The sequence below is a fragment of the Streptomyces sp. NPDC059866 genome, assembly GCF_042731325.1.
In the GTDB taxonomy this organism is placed as follows: Bacteria; Actinomycetota; Actinomycetes; order Streptomycetales; family Streptomycetaceae; genus Streptomyces; species Streptomyces flavusporus.
This window is the reverse complement of record NZ_JBHWJT010000025.1, coordinates 82448-100470: the sequence shown is the minus strand read 5'-3', so window position 1 is coordinate 100470 and position 18023 is coordinate 82448. Positions and strand designations below refer to the sequence as shown.

Sequence of the window (18023 nt, the reverse complement as noted above, 5' to 3'; positions counted from 1 at the left end):
GTAGCTACGATGATGCTACCCGTCAGTAATAAGATGCAACCCCGATCCCCTCATCTGTGACGGGTCACACCGGCACCGTGAGCGTCGCCGTGTAGCCCTTCTCGGCGCTGCCCGTCACCGTGGCCAGCTGCTGGTCGTGTCCGTCGCTGAAGATGTTGTCCGTCTCCAGGGACAACTGGCCCAGGTTCTGCACGCTCTGGCTGTAGCCGTCCGTGGCGTACACCGTGTCGCAGACGTCCTTCGGCAGCGCGAGCTGGGAGGTGTTCGTGATCGAGGTGGCGGCGGTGGCGTCGTCCAGGCTGCCGTAGACCTCGAAGTGGATGTGCGGCCAGCGGCCCGGATAGCAGGCCGGGAAGATGCTCCTGAAGGTGACCTGGCCCTTGTCGTCGGTCTCCTGGACGCCGCGCAGATAGTTCTCGTCGGTGACGCCCTCCGAGTACAGGGAGTAGTTGCCGTCCCGGTCGCAGTGCCAGAGGTAGACGGCGGCGCCCTGCTTCGGGGTACCGCAGCCGGAGGCGGCGTCGACGACGGTGAGCGTGATGGCCAGGGGCACGCCCTCGGCGGTGCCGCCGGCCGAGTCGCCGAAGCTGGAGGTGATGTCGCTGCGGACGACACCGCTCTCCTTGAGGACGTTCACGCCGTTGGAGCCGTCGCCGGGGTAGGGACCGGCGGTCTCGTCCGGGATCGTGGCGCACTCGGTGGGCGAGGAGGCCGAGCTCGGCGAGCTGCTGCCGGCGGAGGTGTCGTCGGTGGAGCAGCCCACCAGGGGAATCAGGCTCGCCCCCGCCATCAGCCGGATCATCCGGCGGCGGGCGAGGACGGGAAGGTCGTAGGAGAGGCCTCTGTCGTGCTCATGTGTTTCGTCGTGGTGGCGTCTGCTCATGGGGCAGACGCTATGAGCGGCACCTGTGGGAAGCCAGGGCGGTGGCTGTCAAGTCGCTGTCGGTTTGCCGGGGCGCCCGTACCGGCCCGCCCGCCCGGCTGCCCTCGGTACGCTTGCGCCCATGTACGGATACGGCCAGCCCATGGACGGCGGTGCTGCCCAGCAGGGCTACGTCCCCCCGCAGCAGATGTCCGGCGGGTACGGACAGCAGCAGCCGCCGCTGTACCCCGAGCCGTCCCCGCCCTCGCTCGCGGACGCGGTGCGCGCCTTCACCACCGGGCAGATGTCCGCGGAGGACTTCCAGCAGGTCTTCGCGACGTCGAAGGTCTACTGCCCGCGCGGTGACAACCCCGGCTTCCTCGCCCTGCACAACACCCAGCAGCCGGTGATCCCGATGTTCAGCTCGCTGAAGGAGCTGCGCCGGTACGCGGGCAAGGAGTCCAAGTACTTCGTGATCACCGGCGCAGAGGTGATCGACCTGCTGCCGACCGGCTACGGCTTCGTCCTCGACATGGAGGGCGAGCACCGGATGGTCTTCGACGCGAAGGCGGTCGAGGAGATGGTCGATTTCGCGATGCGGCGGATGTACGGCTAGGGCCAACGATCTTTTCGGTGGGCGGGGTGCGTACTTCGACGATCCGGACGGGCACAACATGGAGATCATGACCCGGCCGTACGTTCGCCCCTGAGTACTGCAACGGTGTAGGGCCGTCCGCGGCCGTCGTACGGGCGGAGGAGCCCGGAGGGAATGCCCTCCGGGCTTTCTCTGTTTGAGGTGGCAGAAAGTTCAACGCTCAACTAAAGTGGGGCGCACGTCGCCCAAGGAGGTACCGACATGCCTGCAGTGACCGTCGAGAACCCGCTGACGCTGCCCCGCGTGACCGCACCGGCCGACGCCGTGGCGCGCCCCGTGCTCACCGTCACGACCGCACCGAGCGGTTTCGAAGGTGAGGGCTTCCCCGTGCGCCGGGCGTTCGCCGGGATCAACTACCGCCACCTGGACCCGTTCATCATGATGGACCAGATGGGAGAGGTGGACTACGCGCCGGGTGAGCCCAAGGGCACCCCCTGGCACCCGCACCGCGGCTTCGAGACCGTCACCTACATCATCGACGGGATCTTCGACCACCAGGACTCCCACGGCGGTGGCGGCACCATCACCAACGGCGACACCCAGTGGATGACCGCGGGCTCGGGGCTCCTCCACATCGAGGCCCCGCCGGAGCAACTGGTCATGTCCGGCGGTCTCTTCCACGGTCTGCAGCTGTGGGTGAACCTCCCGGCCAAGGACAAGATGATGCCGCCCAAGTACCAGGACATCCGCGGCGGCAACGTCCAGCTGCTCACCTCCCCCGACGGCGGCGCGCTGCTCCGGGTCATCGCCGGTGAGCTCGACGGCCACCAGGGTCCCGGTGCCACGCACACGCCGATCACGATGATCCACGCGACGCTGGCGCCGGGCGCGGAGATCACCCTGCCGTGGCGCGAGGACTTCAACGGCCTGGCGTACGTGATGGCGGGCAAGGGCGCGGTCGGTGCGGAGCGCCGTCCGGTCCACCTGGGGCAGACGGCGGTCTTCGGCGCCGGCTCCTCGCTGACCGTCCGCGCGGACGAGCAGCAGGACTCGAACACGCCGGATCTCGAGGTCGTCCTGCTGGGCGGTCAGCCGATCCGCGAGCCGATGGCGCACTACGGCCCGTTCGTGATGAACACCCGCGACGAGCTCCAGCAGGCCTTCGAGGACTTCCAGAAGGGCCGGCTGGGGACCATCCCCGCCGTGCACGGCATGACGGAGCGCGGGCCGAAGGGCTGAGCCTCCGCCGTCGGCTGACGCCCTGTCACCCGGGCGGGCTGTCCGCGCAGGACAGCCCGCCCGGCGCGTGATCCCCTGGACGGGTGCATCTGCTTCCCGACTCCGTGCGACGGCTGGCCGCCTGGTGTGCCGTCATCCTGCTTGTCGCCGGGGTGGTGTACGTCGGGATCCTGCTGTGCGCCCATCTGCGGGCGGCCGTGGTGCCGGTGCTGCTGGCGCTGCTCGGCACCGCGCTGCTCGGGCCCTTCCACCGGCGGCTCGTCAAGGCCCGGGTCAACCGGTCGGTCGCCGCCGGGCTCACCTGTGTCGCCGTCGTGGCGGTGGTAGGCGGGGCCGTGTACATCGTCGTCGCGGCGCTGATCGACAGCGGGGACCAGATCATCGCCTCGCTCAGGAACGCGGCGCGAGGGATCGCCGAGCACTTCGGGGCGGCCGGGACCTCGCTGGACGACCTGGCGTCCAACGCGCGGGAGCTGCTGGGCAGGTTCGGCGGGACGGCCGCCTCCGGGGTCATCAGCGGGGTCAGCGTCGTCGGCGAGACCATCGCCATTGCCGTACTGGCGCTGCTGCTCGTCTTCTTCTTCCTGCGGGACTCCGACCGGGCCACCGGCACCCTGCGCGCGCTCGCCCCGCACGGGACCGCCGACACCCTGGAGGCCATGGCACGGCGCGCCTACCGGGCCGTCGAGGGGTTCATGCGCGGGACCACCTTCATCGCCTTCATCGACGCCGTGTGCATCACCGTCGGACTGCTGGTCCTGGACGTGCCGGGCGCCGTGGGGCTGGGGGCGCTGGTCTTCGTCGGCGCCTACATCCCCTACCTCGGCGCCTTCCTCTCCGGGGCGGTCGCCGTGCTGGTCGCGCTCGCCGACCGGGGCTTCGTCATCGCGCTGTGGGTGCTCGGGGTGGTGCTCGCCGTGCAGGTGCTGGAGGGGCATGTGCTCCAGCCGATGATCCAGAGCCGTACGGTGCAGATGCATCCGGCGGTCGTGATGGTGGCCATCACCGCGGGCGCGGCCGTCGCCGGAATCCTCGGGATGCTGTTGGCCGTACCGCTCACCGCCGCCGTCTTCGGGGTACTGCACGAGCTGCGGGCGCGTTACGGAACGCCGCCCGAACCGGAGCAGTTGGAGACCTAGCATGCACGATCACACGGGCGGCTCACCGGCCGCCGTCGTCGAGGCCGCGTTCCGGTACTACCGGGCGCAGGACCGCGAGGCGGCCGTTCTGCTCTACGCCGACGACTTCACCTTCACCAGCCCGCAGGACGACCACATCGACAAGGACGCGTTCTTCGAGCGGTGCTTTCCCACCGCCGACCGGGTCAGGGAGCAGCGGCTGCTGAAGGTGACACCCGTGGATCCGGAGCTCGTGTTCGCGTACTACGAGTACGAGCTCCCCACGGGCGAGAGGTACCGCAACGTGGAGGCGATCACCGTACGCGACGGGCTCATCCGGGACGTGCGGGTCTTCTTCGGCGGCCGGGAATGACTCAGGCGGGGTGTCCGTCGGACTCGTAGAGCTCGAACCAGGTGCTCTTGCCCTCGCCCCGCGGGTCCACTCCCCACGCGTCCGCCAGCATCTCGATCAGCATCAGCCCCCGCCCGGAGGACGCCAGCTCCCCGGGCCGGCGCTTGTGCGGCAGGTCGTCGCTCGCGTCGGTGACCTCCACCCGCATCCGCCGCCCGGCCGGCTCCCCGGTGACCTCGGCGACCAGGAGCGCGTCGGCGTCGGTGTGCACGAGGACGTTGGTGAGCATCTCGGACAGCAGCAGCACCGCGGTGTCCACCTGGTCGGCCGAGGACCAGTCGTGCAGCAGGTCCCTCAGCTCCTGCCGGGCCACGGCGACGCGTTCCGGCTCGTCCTGGGCGACGGTGAGCATCGTGCGGCGTGCGGCCGGCCGGCCGGTCACGGTGCCGCCGTAGCGGTATTCCTCACCCTGCCGGGACAGCAGCAGCACGGCGATGTCGTCCTCGCGCCGGTCGGCGAGCGGGCCGGTGGTGTGGTGGGAGGACGGTCCGTGCACGGCCTGGACCAGGGCGTCGGCGAGTTCCTCCAGCTCGTCGCCCTTGTGCTCCTCGAGGACCGTCCGGATGCGCAGCCAGCCCGACTCCAGGTCGTGCCCGCCGGTTTCGATGAGGCCGTCGGTGCAGATCATCATGGTCTCGCCCGGTTCCAGGAGGAACCGCGTGGTGGGGTAGTCGGCGTCCGGGTCGATGCCGAGCGGCAGCCCGCCGGCCGTCGGACGTTTCAGCACCGTGCCGTCCGCCAGCCGGATCGCCGGGTCCGGGTGTCCGGCGCGGGCGATGTCCAGGACGCCGGTCGCGGGGTCGGCCTCGACGTAGAGGCAGGTCGCGAAGCGCAGGTCGGCGGGGTCCTCGTCGACGGTGGAGATGCCGTGCAGGAAGCGGGAGGCGCGCGAGAGCACGGCGTCCGGACGATGGCCCTCGGCCGCGTACGCCCGCAGGGCTATCCGCAGCTGGCCCATCAGACCGGCCGCCCGTACGTCATGTCCCTGCACGTCGCCGATGACGAGGGCGAAGCGGCCGTTGGGCAGCGGGATCATGTCGTACCAGTCACCGCCGACCTGGAGTCCGCCGCCGGTGGGGATGTAGCGGGCGGCGACGCTCATGCCGGGGATCTCGGGGCCCAGCGTGGGCAGCATGGAGCGCTGCAGGCCGTCGGTGAGCTCCCGCTCCGACTCGGCGGCGCCGGCCCGGCTGAGGGCCTGGGCGAGCATGCGGGCGACCGTCGTCAGCACGGATCGTTCGTCCGGGGTGAACGTCACCGGATAGGCGAAGGCCGCCATCCATGCGCCCATGGTGCGTCCGGCGAAGGTCAGGGGCAGGAAGGCCCAGGACTGGCGGCCGAACTGCTCGGCGAGCGGCCAGGTGAGCGGATAGCGGGACTTGTACTGCTCGGGGGAGGAGAGGTAGACCGCCCGGCCGGTGCGCACCACCTCGGCCGCCGGATAGTCGGTCTCCACGGGCATGTGCGTGAAGCGTTTCTCGTCGCCGGGCCGGTAGCCGTGGTGGCCGATGACCGTCAGCCGGTCGGCCTCCACGCCGAACACCGCGAGCCCGTCCGGTGAGAAACCGGGCATGGACAGTCCGGCCGCGACCCGCAGCACCTCCTCCGTGGACCGCGCCTCGGCCAGTGCCCGGCCGGCGTCCAGCAGGAACGCCTCCCGGGAGCGCCGCCAGTCGCCGGTGACCGCACGGCGCCCGGCAGGTGTGCCCGGCGACGGGTCGGTGACCTCCTGGAGGGTGCCGATCAGCTGGTACGCCCGGCGCTCGGGGTCGAAGCTCGGTTTGGAGCGGCTGCGCACGGTGCGGATCACCCGGCCCCGCTCGTCCATGATCCGTACCCGCACCTCGGCGAGCGTCCGCTCGGCGACGGCGAGACCTATGACGCTGACGATCTCGTTCCAGTCGACCGGGTGGAGGCGTGCCCGGGCCTGGGATTCGGTCAGGGTCGACTGTTCGGCGGGCAGCCCGAGCAGCCGAGCGGCCTCGGCGTCCACGGTGACCAGCTTCGTGGCCGTGTCCCAGTGCCACATGCCGGTCGCGAGGGCGGCGAGGACCTGCCCCACAGCGGGAAGGGGCTCACCAATACGCATTGGCCCACTCTAAGAAGAGGTGATCGAAGGGTGCCACTGGTGTCGCACGCACCTAATGGTGGGGAGGCCGTCGCGGGTGGCCGGTACCCTGGGGAGAAGTTTCACGTGAAACACGCCCCGATCCGCGAAGACTGGATGAACGACGATGCATCGGTACAGGTCCCACACCTGCGGCGAGCTCCGCGCCTCTGACGTCGGCACCGACGTCCGGCTGAGTGGCTGGCTGCACAATCGGCGCGACCTGGGCGGCATCCTCTTCATCGATCTGCGCGACCACTACGGCATCACGCAGCTCGTGGCCCGTCCCAACACGGTCGCCTACGAGGCGCTGGACAAGCTCTCCAAGGAGACCGTCGTACGGGTCGACGGCAAGGTCGTCTCCCGCGGTACCGAGAACATCAACCCCGATCTGCCGACCGGCGAGGTCGAGATCGAGGTCGGCGAGGTGGAGGTGCTGGGCGCCGCCGCCCCGCTCCCCTTCACGATCAACACCGAGGACGGGGTCAACGAGGAGCGGCGCCTGGAGTACCGCTTCCTGGACCTGCGCCGCGAGCGCATGCACCGCAACATCATGCTGCGTACGGCGGTCATCTCGGCGATCCGGCACAAGATGACGGCGCTGGGCTTCAACGAGATGGCGACCCCGATCCTCAGCGCCACCTCCCCGGAGGGCGCCCGCGACTTCGTCGTGCCCTCCCGCCTCCACCCGGGCAGGTTCTACGCGCTGCCGCAGGCCCCGCAGCAGTTCAAGCAGCTGCTGATGATCTCCGGCTTCGACCGTTACTTCCAGATCGCGCCCTGCTTCCGCGACGAGGACGCCCGCGCCGACCGCTCGCCGGGCGAGTTCTACCAGCTCGACATCGAGATGTCCTTCGTCGAGCAGGAGGACGTCTTCCAGCCCGTCGAGAAGCTGATGACGGAGCTGTTCGAGGAGTTCGGCGACGGCCGTCATGTGACGTCCCCGTTCCCGCGGATCCCGTTCCGCGAGGCGATGCTGAAGTACGGCTCCGACAAGCCGGACCTGCGCGCCCAGCTGGAGCTCGTCGACATCACCGACATCTTCGAGGGCTCGGAGTTCAAGGCCTTCGCTGGCAAGCACGTGCGTGCGCTGCCGGTGCCGGCGGTCCAGGACCAGCCCCGCAAGTTCTTCGACCAGCTCGGCGAGTTCGCGATCTCGCTCGGCGCCAAGGGCCTGGCCTGGGTGCGCGTGGCCGAGGACGGTTCGCTGACCGGCCCGATCGCCAAGTTCCTCACCGAGGAGAACGTCAAGGTCCTCACCGAGCGCCTCGGCCTGGAGGCCGGCCACGCCGTGTTCTTCGGCGCGGGCGAGTTCGACGAGGTCTCCAAGATCATGGGCGCGGTGCGGGTCGAGGCCGCCAAGCGGGCCGGGCACTTCGAGGAGGGCGTCTTCCGGTTCTGCTGGATCGTCGACTTCCCGATGTACGAGAAGGACGAGGAGACCGGCGCGATCGACTTCTCGCACAACCCCTTCTCGATGCCGCAGGGCGGCCTGGAGGCCCTTCAGACCCAGGACCCGCTGGACATCCTGGGCTGGCAGTACGACATCGTCTGCAACGGCGTCGAGCTGTCCTCCGGCGCGATCCGGAACCACGAGCCCGAGATCATGCTGAAGGCCTTCGAGATCGCGGGCTACGACCGGGAGACCGTCGAGGAGAAGTTCGCCGGCATGCTGCGCGCGTTCCGCTTCGGCGCCCCGCCGCACGGTGGCATCGCGCCCGGCGTCGACCGCATCGTCATGCTGCTCGCCGACGAGCCGAACATCCGCGAGACGATCGCCTTCCCGCTCAACGGCAACGCCCAGGACCTGATGATGGGCGCGCCGACCGAGCTCGAGGAGGCGCGGCTGAAGGAGCTGCACCTGTCGGTGCGCAAGCCGCAGCCGAAGTAGTTCTGCTGAGCGAGGGTGGCCCGGAACCGACGTCGGTTCCGGGCCACTTTCGTATGCAGGGCTCCCACCCAGCTCTTACTCAGGGTGCTGACAGGTGCGCTCCCTAGCGTCCCGCCCATGACGGAGAACACGGAATCCAAGAGCCATTCCCCGCTCCACAAACGGGACTTGACCCGCCGTAAGGTCATGATCGCCGGGGTCGGAGCGGTCATGGCGGCGGGTGCCGGCGGCACGCTCGCGGCGGGCGCCTTCGCCGGCGAGAAGAAGCAGGGTACGGCGGCCACCGGCGAGGCCTGCTACCGGCTCACCTCGGAGACCACCGAGGGCCCCTACTACATCGACGCGGACAAGATCCGCCAGGACATCACCGAGGACAGGGAGGGCATCCCGCTCACCCTCCGCATCAAGGTGATCGACTCCGAGACCTGCAAGCCGCTGCGGAACGCGGCCGTGGACATCTGGCACTGCGACGCGCTGGGCATCTACTCGGGCTACGAGAGCCTGTCCACGGGCGGCGGCGGTGGCACACCCCCGTCGGACGCCCCGTCCGACGCCCCCTCCGGCACGCCGACCGGCGAGCCCCCGTCCGGCGCGCCGAGCGGCGGTACCGGCGGCGGGGTGCACGAGGAGCCCACCGACGACGAGCGCTATCTGCGCGGCACCTGGCGGACGGACAAGCAGGGCTACGTCACCTTCAAGACGATCTTCCCGGGCTGGTACCGGGGCCGTTGCGTGCACATCCACACCAAGGTGCATGTGAGCGGCGAGTGGACCGACTCCGGTTACGAGGGCGGCAACACCTGCCACACCGGCCAGTTCTTCTTCGACGAGGAGTCGGTGCTCGCCTCGGCCGAGGTCGAGCCGTACTCGACGTCGACCACCGAGCGCACGACGCTCACCGAGGACACGATCTACGACCAGTCCGGCACCACCGGCGGTCTCCTGAAGCTGAAGTACAGCAAGAAGAACATCGCGAAGGGCGTCCAGGCCTCGATCACGGTCGGCGTGGACCCCGAGGCGACGAACACCGGCACCTGAACATGAACGAGGGCGCCCGGGATGTGAAGTCCGCCTTGCCGGCGTAGCGGTAGAGGGTGTTGCAGGGTGAGGACGGAGCAGGGCGGTCCTGGGCCGACCGCCCTGCTCCAGTGGGTCACCTCGCCACGAACTGCGTGAGTATCGCCTGGACCTCGTAGATGTCGACGCCCTTGGTGAAGGTCTTCTGGATCGGCGCGGCCGAGCCGGAGAGCCAGATCTTCAGTTCGGCGTCGAGGTCGAAGGTGCCGGCGGTCTCCACCGCGAAGTGGGTGATGCTGCGGTACGGGACGGAGTGGTACTCCACCTTCTTGCCGGTGATGCCCTGCTTGTCGACCAGGATGAGACGGCGGTCGGTGAACAGGATGGTGTCACGGATCAGCAGGTACGCGGCGTGCACCTGCTCCCCCTGGCCCAGCAGACGCGCGTAGTCCTGCTGCGCCGTCCCCGGATCGATGCTGTGTGCGTTTCCGAACAGTGCCATTGGTGAACCCCCCACATGATGTGCCTTGTTGGCAGTGGTTCATGATCTTCACCTTCGGCGCGGCTTGTCCAGAAGTCGCCCGTAACAGGCCGGGAACAGGTCATTCGGACGGTGGTGGGGACAACCGCACGCGCCCCGCTCCCGGTTGTCACCGGGAGCGGGGCGCGTTGGCGTAAGGCTCGGACAGGACGTCCGTCCTGGATGCCGGTGGGTTACGCCGGCTCGCCGCCGAAGCGCTCCTTGTACGCCGCCAGGTCGTCGTCCGTGAGCTTGGCGAAGAGGACCGGCGGGACGGTGAAGGGGGTGCCGGCGGGGACGGAGGTCAGGGACTTCGCCTCCTCCCTGGTGATCCAGGCCGCCGTGTCGTCCTTGAGGTCGAACGCCGAGCGCATGGCCGCCGAGGAGGTCGGGATGAAGGGCTCCGAGACCACCGCGTAGAGGTGGATGAGGTTCATCGCCGTACGGAGGGTCAGGGCGGCGCCCTCCGGGTTGGTCTTGATCTCCAGCCAGGGGGCCTTCTCCTCCAGGTAGGAGTTGCCGGCCGACCACAGGGCGCGCAGCGCAGCCGCCGCCTTGCGGAACTGGATGGCCTCCATCTGCTCCTCGTACTCGGTGAGCAGGCGTGCGATCTCCTCGCCGAGCTTCGTCTCCGCCTCGCCGGGCTCCGCGCCCGCCGGGACCTCTTCGCCGAAGCGCTTCTTCGAGAAGGACAGGACGCGGTTGACGAAGTTGCCGAGGGTGTCCGCCAGGTCCTTGTTCACCGTGGCCGTGAAGTGCTCCCAGGTGAAGGACGCGTCGTCCGACTCGGGGGCGTTGGCCATCATGAAGTAGCGCCAGTAGTCGGCGGGGAGGATCTCGAGGGCGTCGTGGGTGAAGACGCCTCGCCGCTGCGAGGTGGAGAACTTGCCACCGTAGTAGTTCAGCCAGTTGAAGGCCTTGATGACGTCGACCTTCTTCCACGGAGCGCGGGTGCCCAGCAGGGTCGCCGGGAACATCACGCTGTGGAAGGGGACGTTGTCCTTGCCCATGAACTGCGTGTAGCGGACGTCCGCGTCCGACTTCCACCACCAGGAGCGCCAGTCGCGGTTCTCCGGGTCCTGGTCCGCCCACTCCTTCGTCGCGCCGATGTACTCGATCGGGGCGTCGAACCAGACGTAGAAGACCTTGCCCTCGGCCGCGAGGTCCGGCCAGGTGTCCGCGGGGACCGGGACGCCCCAGTCGAGGTCGCGGGTGATGGCGCGGTCGTGCAGGCCCTCGGTGAGCCACTTGCGGGCGATGGAGGAGGCGAGGACGGGCCAGTCGTCGGCTCGCTCGTCGACCCAGGCCTCGACCTCGCCGGCGAGTGCCGACTGCAGGAGGAAGAGGTGCTTGGTCTCGCGGACCTCCAGGTCGCTGCTGCCGCTGATCGCGGAGCGCGGGTCGATGAGGTCGGTGGGGTCCAGGACGCGGGTGCAGTTCTCGCACTGGTCGCCGCGGGCCTTGTCGTAGCCGCAGTGGGGGCAGGTGCCGATGATGTAGCGGTCCGGGAGGAAACGGCCGTCGGCGTTCGAGTACACCTGGCGGATGGCCCGCTCCTCGATGAAGCCGTTCGCCTTCAGCTCGCGGGCGATCTCCTGAGTGATCTCACGGTTCTGGGGGGAGGAGCTGCGGCCGAAGTAGTCGAAGGCCAGGTTGAAGCCGTCGTAGACCGCCTTCTGGGCGTTGTGCGCCTGGGCGCAGAACTCGTCGACCGGCAGGCCCTGCTCCTTGGCCGCCAGTTCCGCGGGGGTGCCGTGCTCGTCGGTGGCGCAGATGTAGAGGACGTCGTGGCCGCGCTGGCGGAGGTAACGGGAGTACACGTCCGCCGGGAGCATGGACCCCACCATGTTGCCCAGGTGCTTGATCCCGTTGATGTACGGAAGGGCGCTGGTGATGAGGTGTCGAGCCATCGCGGGCTGCTCCCAGGTTTTTACAGGGGGTGACGATCGTCGTTTCTCTGGTCGTCTCGGAACCTTGAAATCGTAGCCGACATGGGCGGGCCGCCCGCTTCCTGTTTTACGGGGTGGAAGCGGGCGGCCGGTCGCTGCGCGGCTAACGGCGGGCTTTACGGGCGCCAGTTTGCGAGGACGCCCTCGTAGAGCTCCGTGTCGGTGAGTTCCTTCGGGGTGGGGCCCGCGTGGAAGAACGACGTGTTGTCGGTCTTCAGCTTGCGGAGGTAGTCGAAGGCCTTGTTGTCGTGCTCACCGAAGGCGACGAAGGAGAAGAAGACGGCCGGGTGGCTCTTCGCGGCGGCCGTGAGGGACTGGGTCGCGGGGGTCTTGGCGTCGGGGGCGCCGTCCGTCTGGAAGATCACCAGGGCCGGGTCGCCGGTGCCGGACTTTTCGTAGTGGGTGAGGACTTCTTCCACGGCGGCGTGGTAGCTGGTACGGCCCATGCGGCCGAGGCCGGCGTGGAGGGTGTCGATCTTGTTCTCGTGGTCGGTGAGGGTGAGCTCGCCGGTGCCGTCCACTTCCGTGGAGAAGAAGACGACGTGGACCTTGGCCTCGGGGGCTGCCGGGTCGAGGTGGGCGGCGAGGGCGAGGGTCTGCTCGCCGAGGGCCTGGGCGGAGCCGTCCTTGTAGTACGGGCGCATGGAGGCGGAGCGGTCGAGGACGAGGTAGATCTTGGCGGTGGTGTGGGTGAGGTTGTGGGCCTTGAGGGTGGTTGCGGCTGCGGTGTAGGCGGTGCGGAGGGTTGCGGGGACGGGCACCCGGCCTTCGGCCGGGTCTTCGTTCCCACCCGCACCACCCGTGCGGCTTTCGTTGTCGGGTGCGGGTGGCCCCAGTGGGGCGTCCTTGCCGTCGGCGGCCGCGGGTTCGGGGGTGGTGGTGGCCGAGGGTTCGGGGGTGGCCGCCGGGGTGGGGGTGGGGGCCGGGTTTTCTGCCTGCGGCTCTGACTCCGGTTCCGGTTCCGGCTCCGGCTGTGGGGTCGGCTCAGGCTGCTGGGTCGCCTTCGGCTCCGGCTTGGGCTCCGGTTCCTGGGCCGGGGCGGGCTCCGGGGTCGGCTCCGGTTCCGGCTGCTGGGCTGCTTCCGGCTCCGGTGCGGGCTCGGGTTCCTCGGAGAGTTCCGGCCGGGGCTGGGGGTCGGGTTCGGCTTCGACGCGCTCCTGCTCCGGCGTGGCTTCGGCCTCGGCGGCCGGGACTGTCTCCGGCTCCGGCTCGGGCTGGGGCTCCGCGTCGGCGGCCGTGTGCGGCTCGGCCGGCTCCGTCACCGGTTCCGCCGCCTCCTCCGCCGTGGGCTCCGTGGCCGGGGTGGGCTCTGCTTCTGCCGTGGGCTCCGTGGCGGGGGTGGGCTCTTCGTCCGCCGTGGGCTCCGTGGCCGGGGTCGGCTCTTCGTCCGCCGTGGGCTCCGTGGCCGCGGCGGGCTCCTCCTCCGCCGTCGGCTCTTCGTCCGCCGTGGGCTCTGTGGCCGCGGCGGGCTTCTCCTCCGTTGTCGGCTCCGTCGCCGGGGCGGGCTTTTCGTCCGCCTTCGGTTCCGTGGCCGTCGGCCGCTCCTGTTCGGGTGCCGGGGAGGCCGAGGGCTTCGGTTCCTGTGCTGGGTCGGCCTGGTTCGAAAGGGGTGCTTCCGCGGGGGGTGTGGGGCCCGGGACCGTGATCTTGTCGAAGGCGGCCGAGACCAGGTCGTGTTCGTGGCGGGGCTCGGGGAAGTGGGGTGCGGGGGTCGGCTCCGTGGACGGGCTGGGGAGGGTGACCGCCTCGGTCGCTGGCTGCGTGGGTACCTGCTCCGCACCCTCTGCCTCGGCGGGACGCTCCTTGCGTGACCGGCCGAATGCGTTCCGCAGGAGAGTGAGAATGCCCATATGCGCAACCCTTCGCGTGAGTTGATGCCCGTTAATTCCTGGCCAGGACGGACACGTAAGGTTAGCGGCCCCGGATGGGGATCTTGAGGAGGGGCGACGGGCGGTGCCCTCCGTCGTCAAGGTCTTCATCCAGACTTTCGCGGGTTACGTCCACCCGAGCACGGCAACTTCCTTACAGATACCTCCAGTTCACGCTCCGTTCATTCGGTCGCCCCGCTCCCGCACAAACGTGCTCCTACCGTCCGTCACGCTGGATTCAAGGGGAAGCAAGGGGAGTAAAGTGCGCAATCTGCTGCCGATCATCAGAACGAACGACTCACACCCTGGCGGCCGGTCCGCCCTGACGTGCCGTTTCCGCTGTGGTGACGCCTGCTTCCACGAGGTGCCGAACACCACCGCCAACCCGTACGTCGGCGACGTCATCGCCGGCGCCCTCAGCCGCCGTACCGTGATGCGCGCCGCCGCTGTCGTCACCGCGGCCACCGCCGCCGGCACCGCGGCCACCGTCGCCGCCGCCCCGCAGGCCGAGGCCGCGACCGCCGACCGCTGGCACCGCCCGAGCAGCAAGGGCGCCCGAGGCCTGCGCTTCACGCCCGTCGCGCCGAACACCGACGACGCCGTGACCGTCCCCGAGGGCTACGACCAGAACGTCGTCATCCGCTGGGGCGAGCCCATCCTGCGCGGTGCGCCCGCCTTCGATCCGGAGAACCAGACCGCGAAGGCACAGGCCGGTCAGTTCGGATACAACAACGACTTCCTCGCGCTGCTCCCCCTCCCGGGTGAGTGGAACCGGCAGATCCTCGTCGCCAACCACGAGTACACCGACGAGGTACTGATGTTCCGCGGCTACGACGCCGCCAACCCGACCCGTGAGCAGGTCGAGATCGCCTGGGCCGCGCACGGCCTGTCCGCCGTCGTCGTCGAGGACGACCCCCGTACCGGCAAGCTCACCCCCGTACCGCGGCACCCGCTGAACCGGCGGGTCACCGCCACGACGGAATTCCGGGTCACCGGGCCCGCCGCCGGTTCCGACCTGCTCAAGACCTCCGCCGACCCGACCGGCACCAAGGTGCTCGGCACCCTCAACAACTGCGCCGGCGGCACCACCCCGTGGGGCACCACGCTGCACGGCGAGGAGAACTTCAACCAGTACTTCGCCAACGCGTCCCGTGCCACGGACAAGCGGTACGGCATCGGCACCGGCGCCACCGAGCGCAAGTGGGAGCGTTTCGACAAGCGCTTCGACGTCGCGCAGGAGCCCAACGAGGTGCACCGCCACGGCTACGTCGTCGAGCTCGACCCGTACGACCCCCACTCCACGCCCCGCAAGCGCACCGCGCTGGGCCGCTTCAAGCACGAGGGCGCGACCGTGCGGCTCACGGAGGACGGCCGGCCGGTCGTCTACTCGGGTGACGACGAGCGCTTCGACTACTTCTACAAGTTCGTCGGCAGCAAGCGGATGAAGGAGGGGTCGGGCCGGGCCGTGCGGGAGCACAATCTCTCGCTGCTCGACGAGGGCACGCTGTACGTCGCCAAGCTGACCGGTGACTCCCCGGCCATCGAGATCGACGGCACCGGCAAGCTTCCGGGCGACGGCGAGTTCGACGGCTCCGGCGAGTGGATTCCGCTGGCCACCGCCACCGCGAACGGTGCCGTCTCGCACGTCGAGGGCATGACCGCCGAGGAGGTGTTCGTCTTCACGCGGCTCGCCGGTGACAAGGTCGGCGCGACCAAGATGGACCGGCCCGAGGACGTCGAGCCCAACCCGCACACCGGCAAGGTGTACGTCGCCCTCACCAACAACACCAACCGCGGTGTCGGTACGAACGCCAAGGCCGACGAGGCCAACCCGCGCAACGCCAACAAGCACGGGCAGATCCTGGAGCTCACCGAGCGCTGGAACCAGGCCGACAGCACCAGGTTCGCCTGGAGCCTCTTCCTCGTCGCCGGTGACCCGAACGACCCGGCCACCTACTTCGCCGGGTTCCCGAAGGACCAGGTCAGCCCGATCTCCTGCCCGGACAACGTGGCCTTCGACCGGTACGGCAACCTGTGGATCTCCACCGACGGCAACCAGCTGGGGTCGCACGACGGGCTGTTCGGTGTGGCTACGCGCGGTGATCGGCGGGGCGAGCTGAAGCAGTTCCTGACCGTGCCGATCGGGGCGGAGACCTGTGGGCCGCTGGTTCAGGAGCGGCGTGTGCTGGTTGCTGTGCAGCACCCGGGGGAGAAGGACGGGGCGTCCGTGGAGAAGCCGGCGAGTGCGTGGCCCGACGGGCCGGGCAAGATCGTGCGGCCGGCGGTTGTGGCGGTCTGGCGTGAGGACGGGTGCGACATCGGCGTCTGATCCGGTGGACGGGGGTGTGGCGGGCCCGCGCTTGCGGGGTGCCGCTGCGCCCACCCTCCCCCACTCTCGGCTTCGCTCGAGCGGGGGGACCCCCATCGCCCTGGGGGCACCTCCCAGGCCCTTAAGGCACTGGGGGAGGCACGACTGCCCGCAGCTACCGCGGAGTCAGCGCGGGGACGCGATCGCCCTCGCTGCCGCCACCTCCTGGCGCAGTGGTTCCAGGACGCTGCCCGAGGGGCCTGTGAGGTCGGTGCGGACCGGTAGGAGGACCTCGGCCTCGCGGACGCCCTGGGACAGCTCGCGCAGTTGCAGGACGACCTGGCAGATCTCCGCCTGGGACGGCGGCGTGGCTCCGTGGCCGACGCGGACCCGCGCCGCCGTTGTCGCGTCCACGATGCGCTCCACGGCGACGACCAGCGGCCACCAGGCGGCGGCCCGGCGGCCGATGGGTGGCGGTTCGGTCAGCGCGCGCTGGAATTCCGTACGGATGCCGGACAGGTCGCGGTAGAGGCGGCGGCGCATCCGGGCGCGGGCCGCGGGGTCCGTGGTGTCTCCGAAGGCGGCCTCCACGTAGCGGGCGGTGTCGGCCACCGCGTCGGCCAGGCGGTCGCCGACGCGGGTGCGCCAGCTCTCCGGCCAGAGCAGGTAGCCGACGACCAGCGCGATGGTGCAGCCCATGAGGGAGTCCACCAGACGGGGCAGGAGCAGGTCCGTGCCCTCGCGGTTGAGGATGTCGGACAGGAGAAGGATCACCGGGGTGATGGCGGCCGTCTGGTAGCCGTAGCCGCGCGGGGTGAGCGCCGGGATCAGCGGGGCGAGGAGGAGCAGCACCGGTACGTCCCACCAGCCCCGGGGCACCTCCGCCAGGACCGCCGCCGCGACGACCAGCCCGGCGACGGTGCCGAGCGCACGCAGCAGGGCCCGCGAGAACACCGAGCCGAAGTCGGGCTTGAGGACGAAGGTGATGGTCAGGGCGACCCAGTAGGAGCGCGGGACCGGGACGATCGAGACGAGGGCCTGGGCGAGGCCGATGCACAGGGCGAGGCGCAGGCCGTAGCGCCAGGAGCCGGCGGACAGCAGGACGGTGCGGGCGGCCCGGGCGGTGCGGATGCGTACGGCAGCCGGGCGGCCCAGGCGGTCGTCGATGCCGTGGGGGTCGACGTCCGGGGAGGTGACGACGTCGGCGGCGTGCCGCACGGCGTGGTCGACGGCGCGGCCGGTCTCGGTGGTCGGCACGGGCAGGCGCAGTTCCACCGGCGTGGTCGAGCCCGTCTCCACGGCGTCGGCGAGACGGCGTACCGCGTCCGGTACTTCCGGGGGCAGCGTACGGCCGCTCAGGTGGACGGCGGGGGCGGCCTCGATGACCGGGGTGACGGCGTTCAACCGGGCGACCAGCCGGGTCAGATCCTGGCTGCGGCCGTGGTGGCGGGTGCGGTGGCCGAGGACGAGGTCGTACGACTCGTTGAGCGCCCGGGTGGCGTCGTGCCGCGCGTCGTCGTACGTGACCTCCGAGTCGCCGCCGCAGGTGGCGAGCAGGTCGGCGACGGCCCGGTAGGTGTCCGCGACGGCGGTGCGTTCCGGTACCCCGGAGCGCAGGGGCCAGGACAGCAGGGCGAGGAAGAGGACGAGCAGCCCGCCGCCGGACACCAGCAGGGGCGGCAGCCACCATTCGCCCGGCAGCGGCAGCCCGGCCCCGATCACGGCGTTGAGCAGCAGGAGCAGCCCGGACACGGAGGCGACCGCGCCGATCGTCGAGATCATCCCGGACACGAGGGCCACGCCGGTGACGACGGCGACGGCGACCCAGCCGTGGCCGTACACGAGGGAGCCCAGGGTCACGCCGAGGGCGCCGAAGAGCTGCGGTACGGCGATGTTGAGGATCCGCATGCGGTAGGCGTCCGCGGTGTCGCCGATGACGCCGGACAGGGCGCCCATGGAGGCGAGGGCGCCGTAGGCGGGCCGGCCGACCGCGAGCCCGAGGGCCAGGGGGAGCGCCATCGCGACAGCGGCGCGGACCACGGCCGGCCAGTTGACGGGGGCCTGCTGCGGTTGGAGGTTCCGTACCAGCCAGTCGGGGGGTGTGAGGCCGATGGGGAACTCGCGGGGCATGGCCCAT

General features: G+C 70.2%; 13 protein-coding genes and 1 pseudogene. 8 read left to right on the top strand and 6 right to left on the bottom strand.

Features of this window, described 5'->3' with window-relative positions:
• Positions 1-64: 64 nt before the first annotated feature.
• Positions 65-883 (bottom strand): intradiol ring-cleavage dioxygenase, encoded by an 819-nt coding sequence (locus tag ACFV7R_RS33375; RefSeq protein ID WP_385270145.1) that lies wholly within the window; start codon positions 881-883, stop codon positions 65-67.
• Positions 884-1004: 121 nt separating this feature from the next.
• Here ACFV7R_RS33375 and ACFV7R_RS33370 point away from each other — a divergent pair, with 121 nt between their 5' ends.
• From ACFV7R_RS33370 to ACFV7R_RS33350, 5 genes and pseudogenes are all read left to right on the top strand, one after another.
• The gene (locus tag ACFV7R_RS33370) at positions 1005-1478 is read left to right on the top strand and encodes an SseB family protein (RefSeq protein ID WP_385270143.1); all 474 of its coding nucleotides are present in this window, start codon (positions 1005-1007) and stop codon (positions 1476-1478) included.
• Positions 1477-1572: pseudogene (locus ACFV7R_RS33365) on the top strand (VOC family protein); the annotation flags it as partial. The gene ACFV7R_RS33370 and the pseudogene ACFV7R_RS33365, both read left to right, overlap by 2 nt.
• 146 nt (positions 1573-1718) lie before the next feature.
• On the top strand, positions 1719-2696 hold the full coding sequence (locus tag ACFV7R_RS33360) for a pirin family protein (protein WP_385270141.1): 978 nt from the start codon (positions 1719-1721) through the stop codon (positions 2694-2696).
• Between the two features lie 83 nt (positions 2697-2779).
• On the top strand, positions 2780-3835 hold the full coding sequence (locus ACFV7R_RS33355; RefSeq protein ID WP_385270139.1) for an AI-2E family transporter: 1056 nt from the start codon (positions 2780-2782) through the stop codon (positions 3833-3835).
• A 1-nt stretch (position 3836) separates the two neighbouring features.
• The gene (locus ACFV7R_RS33350; protein ID WP_385270137.1) at positions 3837-4187 is read left to right on the top strand and encodes a nuclear transport factor 2 family protein; all 351 of its coding nucleotides are present in this window, start codon (positions 3837-3839) and stop codon (positions 4185-4187) included.
• 1 nt (position 4188) lies between these two features.
• On the opposite strand, the gene ACFV7R_RS33345 is transcribed toward ACFV7R_RS33350, so the two are convergent.
• Positions 4189-6315 carry a SpoIIE family protein phosphatase gene (locus ACFV7R_RS33345; RefSeq protein ID WP_385270135.1) on the bottom strand — a complete coding sequence of 709 codons (2127 nt, stop codon included), beginning with the start codon at positions 6313-6315 and terminating at the stop codon, positions 4189-4191.
• A 145-nt stretch (positions 6316-6460) separates the two neighbouring features.
• Between ACFV7R_RS33345 and aspS the strand changes: the two genes are divergently transcribed.
• Together aspS and ACFV7R_RS33335 are read left to right on the top strand one after the other, a co-directional pair.
• Entirely contained in the window at positions 6461-8224 is a 1764-nt protein-coding gene (aspS, locus tag ACFV7R_RS33340; RefSeq protein ID WP_385270133.1) for an aspartate--tRNA ligase, read from the top strand.
• Positions 8225-8341: 117 nt separating this feature from the next.
• Positions 8342-9262: an intradiol ring-cleavage dioxygenase gene (locus ACFV7R_RS33335; RefSeq protein WP_385270131.1), complete on the top strand. Its 921-nt coding sequence runs from the start codon at positions 8342-8344 to the stop codon at positions 9260-9262.
• 115 nt (positions 9263-9377) lie between these two features.
• Here ACFV7R_RS33335 and ACFV7R_RS33330 read toward each other — a convergent pair whose 3' ends face one another.
• The 3 genes from ACFV7R_RS33330 to ACFV7R_RS33320 form a co-directional block, all read right to left on the bottom strand.
• Entirely contained in the window at positions 9378-9743 is a 366-nt protein-coding gene (locus ACFV7R_RS33330; RefSeq protein WP_385270129.1) for a PH domain-containing protein, read from the bottom strand.
• 212 nt (positions 9744-9955) lie between these two features.
• Complete coding sequence (metG, locus tag ACFV7R_RS33325; RefSeq protein ID WP_385270127.1) at positions 9956-11671, bottom strand: methionine--tRNA ligase; 1716 nt, start codon at positions 11669-11671, stop codon at positions 9956-9958.
• A gap of 155 nt (positions 11672-11826) precedes the next feature.
• A complete protein-coding gene (locus ACFV7R_RS33320) occupies positions 11827-13560 on the bottom strand; it encodes a VWA domain-containing protein (RefSeq protein ID WP_385270125.1) in 1734 nt (577 codons plus the stop codon).
• Positions 13561-13840: 280 nt separating this feature from the next.
• Here ACFV7R_RS33320 and ACFV7R_RS33315 point away from each other — a divergent pair, with 280 nt between their 5' ends.
• Positions 13841-15907, top strand: coding sequence for a PhoX family protein (locus tag ACFV7R_RS33315; protein WP_385270123.1), 2067 nt, complete (start codon positions 13841-13843; stop codon positions 15905-15907).
• Between the two features lie 165 nt (positions 15908-16072).
• Here the strand turns inward: ACFV7R_RS33315 and ACFV7R_RS33310 are convergent, their stop codons facing one another.
• Entirely contained in the window at positions 16073-18016 is a 1944-nt protein-coding gene (locus tag ACFV7R_RS33310) for an FUSC family protein (RefSeq protein WP_385270121.1), read from the bottom strand.
• Positions 18017-18023 lie beyond the last annotated feature (7 nt).

What these genes read in the sequence shown, in the direction of transcription:
- ACFV7R_RS33375 (WP_385270145.1), bottom strand. Translation starts at nt 883, where the DNA reads ATGAGCAGACGCCACCACGACGAAACACATGAGCACGACAGAGGCCTC.
- ACFV7R_RS33370 (WP_385270143.1), top strand. Translation starts at nt 1,005, where the DNA reads ATGTACGGATACGGCCAGCCCATGGACGGCGGTGCTGCCCAGCAGGGC.
- ACFV7R_RS33360 (WP_385270141.1), top strand. Translation starts at nt 1,719, where the DNA reads ATGCCTGCAGTGACCGTCGAGAACCCGCTGACGCTGCCCCGCGTGACC.
- ACFV7R_RS33350 (WP_385270137.1), top strand. Translation starts at nt 3,837, where the DNA reads ATGCACGATCACACGGGCGGCTCACCGGCCGCCGTCGTCGAGGCCGCG.
- ACFV7R_RS33345 (WP_385270135.1), bottom strand. Translation starts at nt 6,315, where the DNA reads ATGCGTATTGGTGAGCCCCTTCCCGCTGTGGGGCAGGTCCTCGCCGCC.
- aspS (WP_385270133.1), top strand. Translation starts at nt 6,461, where the DNA reads ATGCATCGGTACAGGTCCCACACCTGCGGCGAGCTCCGCGCCTCTGAC.
- ACFV7R_RS33335 (WP_385270131.1), top strand. Translation starts at nt 8,342, where the DNA reads ATGACGGAGAACACGGAATCCAAGAGCCATTCCCCGCTCCACAAACGG.
- ACFV7R_RS33330 (WP_385270129.1), bottom strand. Translation starts at nt 9,743, where the DNA reads ATGGCACTGTTCGGAAACGCACACAGCATCGATCCGGGGACGGCGCAG.
- metG (WP_385270127.1), bottom strand. Translation starts at nt 11,671, where the DNA reads ATGGCTCGACACCTCATCACCAGCGCCCTTCCGTACATCAACGGGATC.
- ACFV7R_RS33320 (WP_385270125.1), bottom strand. Translation starts at nt 13,560, where the DNA reads ATGGGCATTCTCACTCTCCTGCGGAACGCATTCGGCCGGTCACGCAAG.
- ACFV7R_RS33310 (WP_385270121.1), bottom strand. Translation starts at nt 18,016, where the DNA reads ATGCCCCGCGAGTTCCCCATCGGCCTCACACCCCCCGACTGGCTGGTA.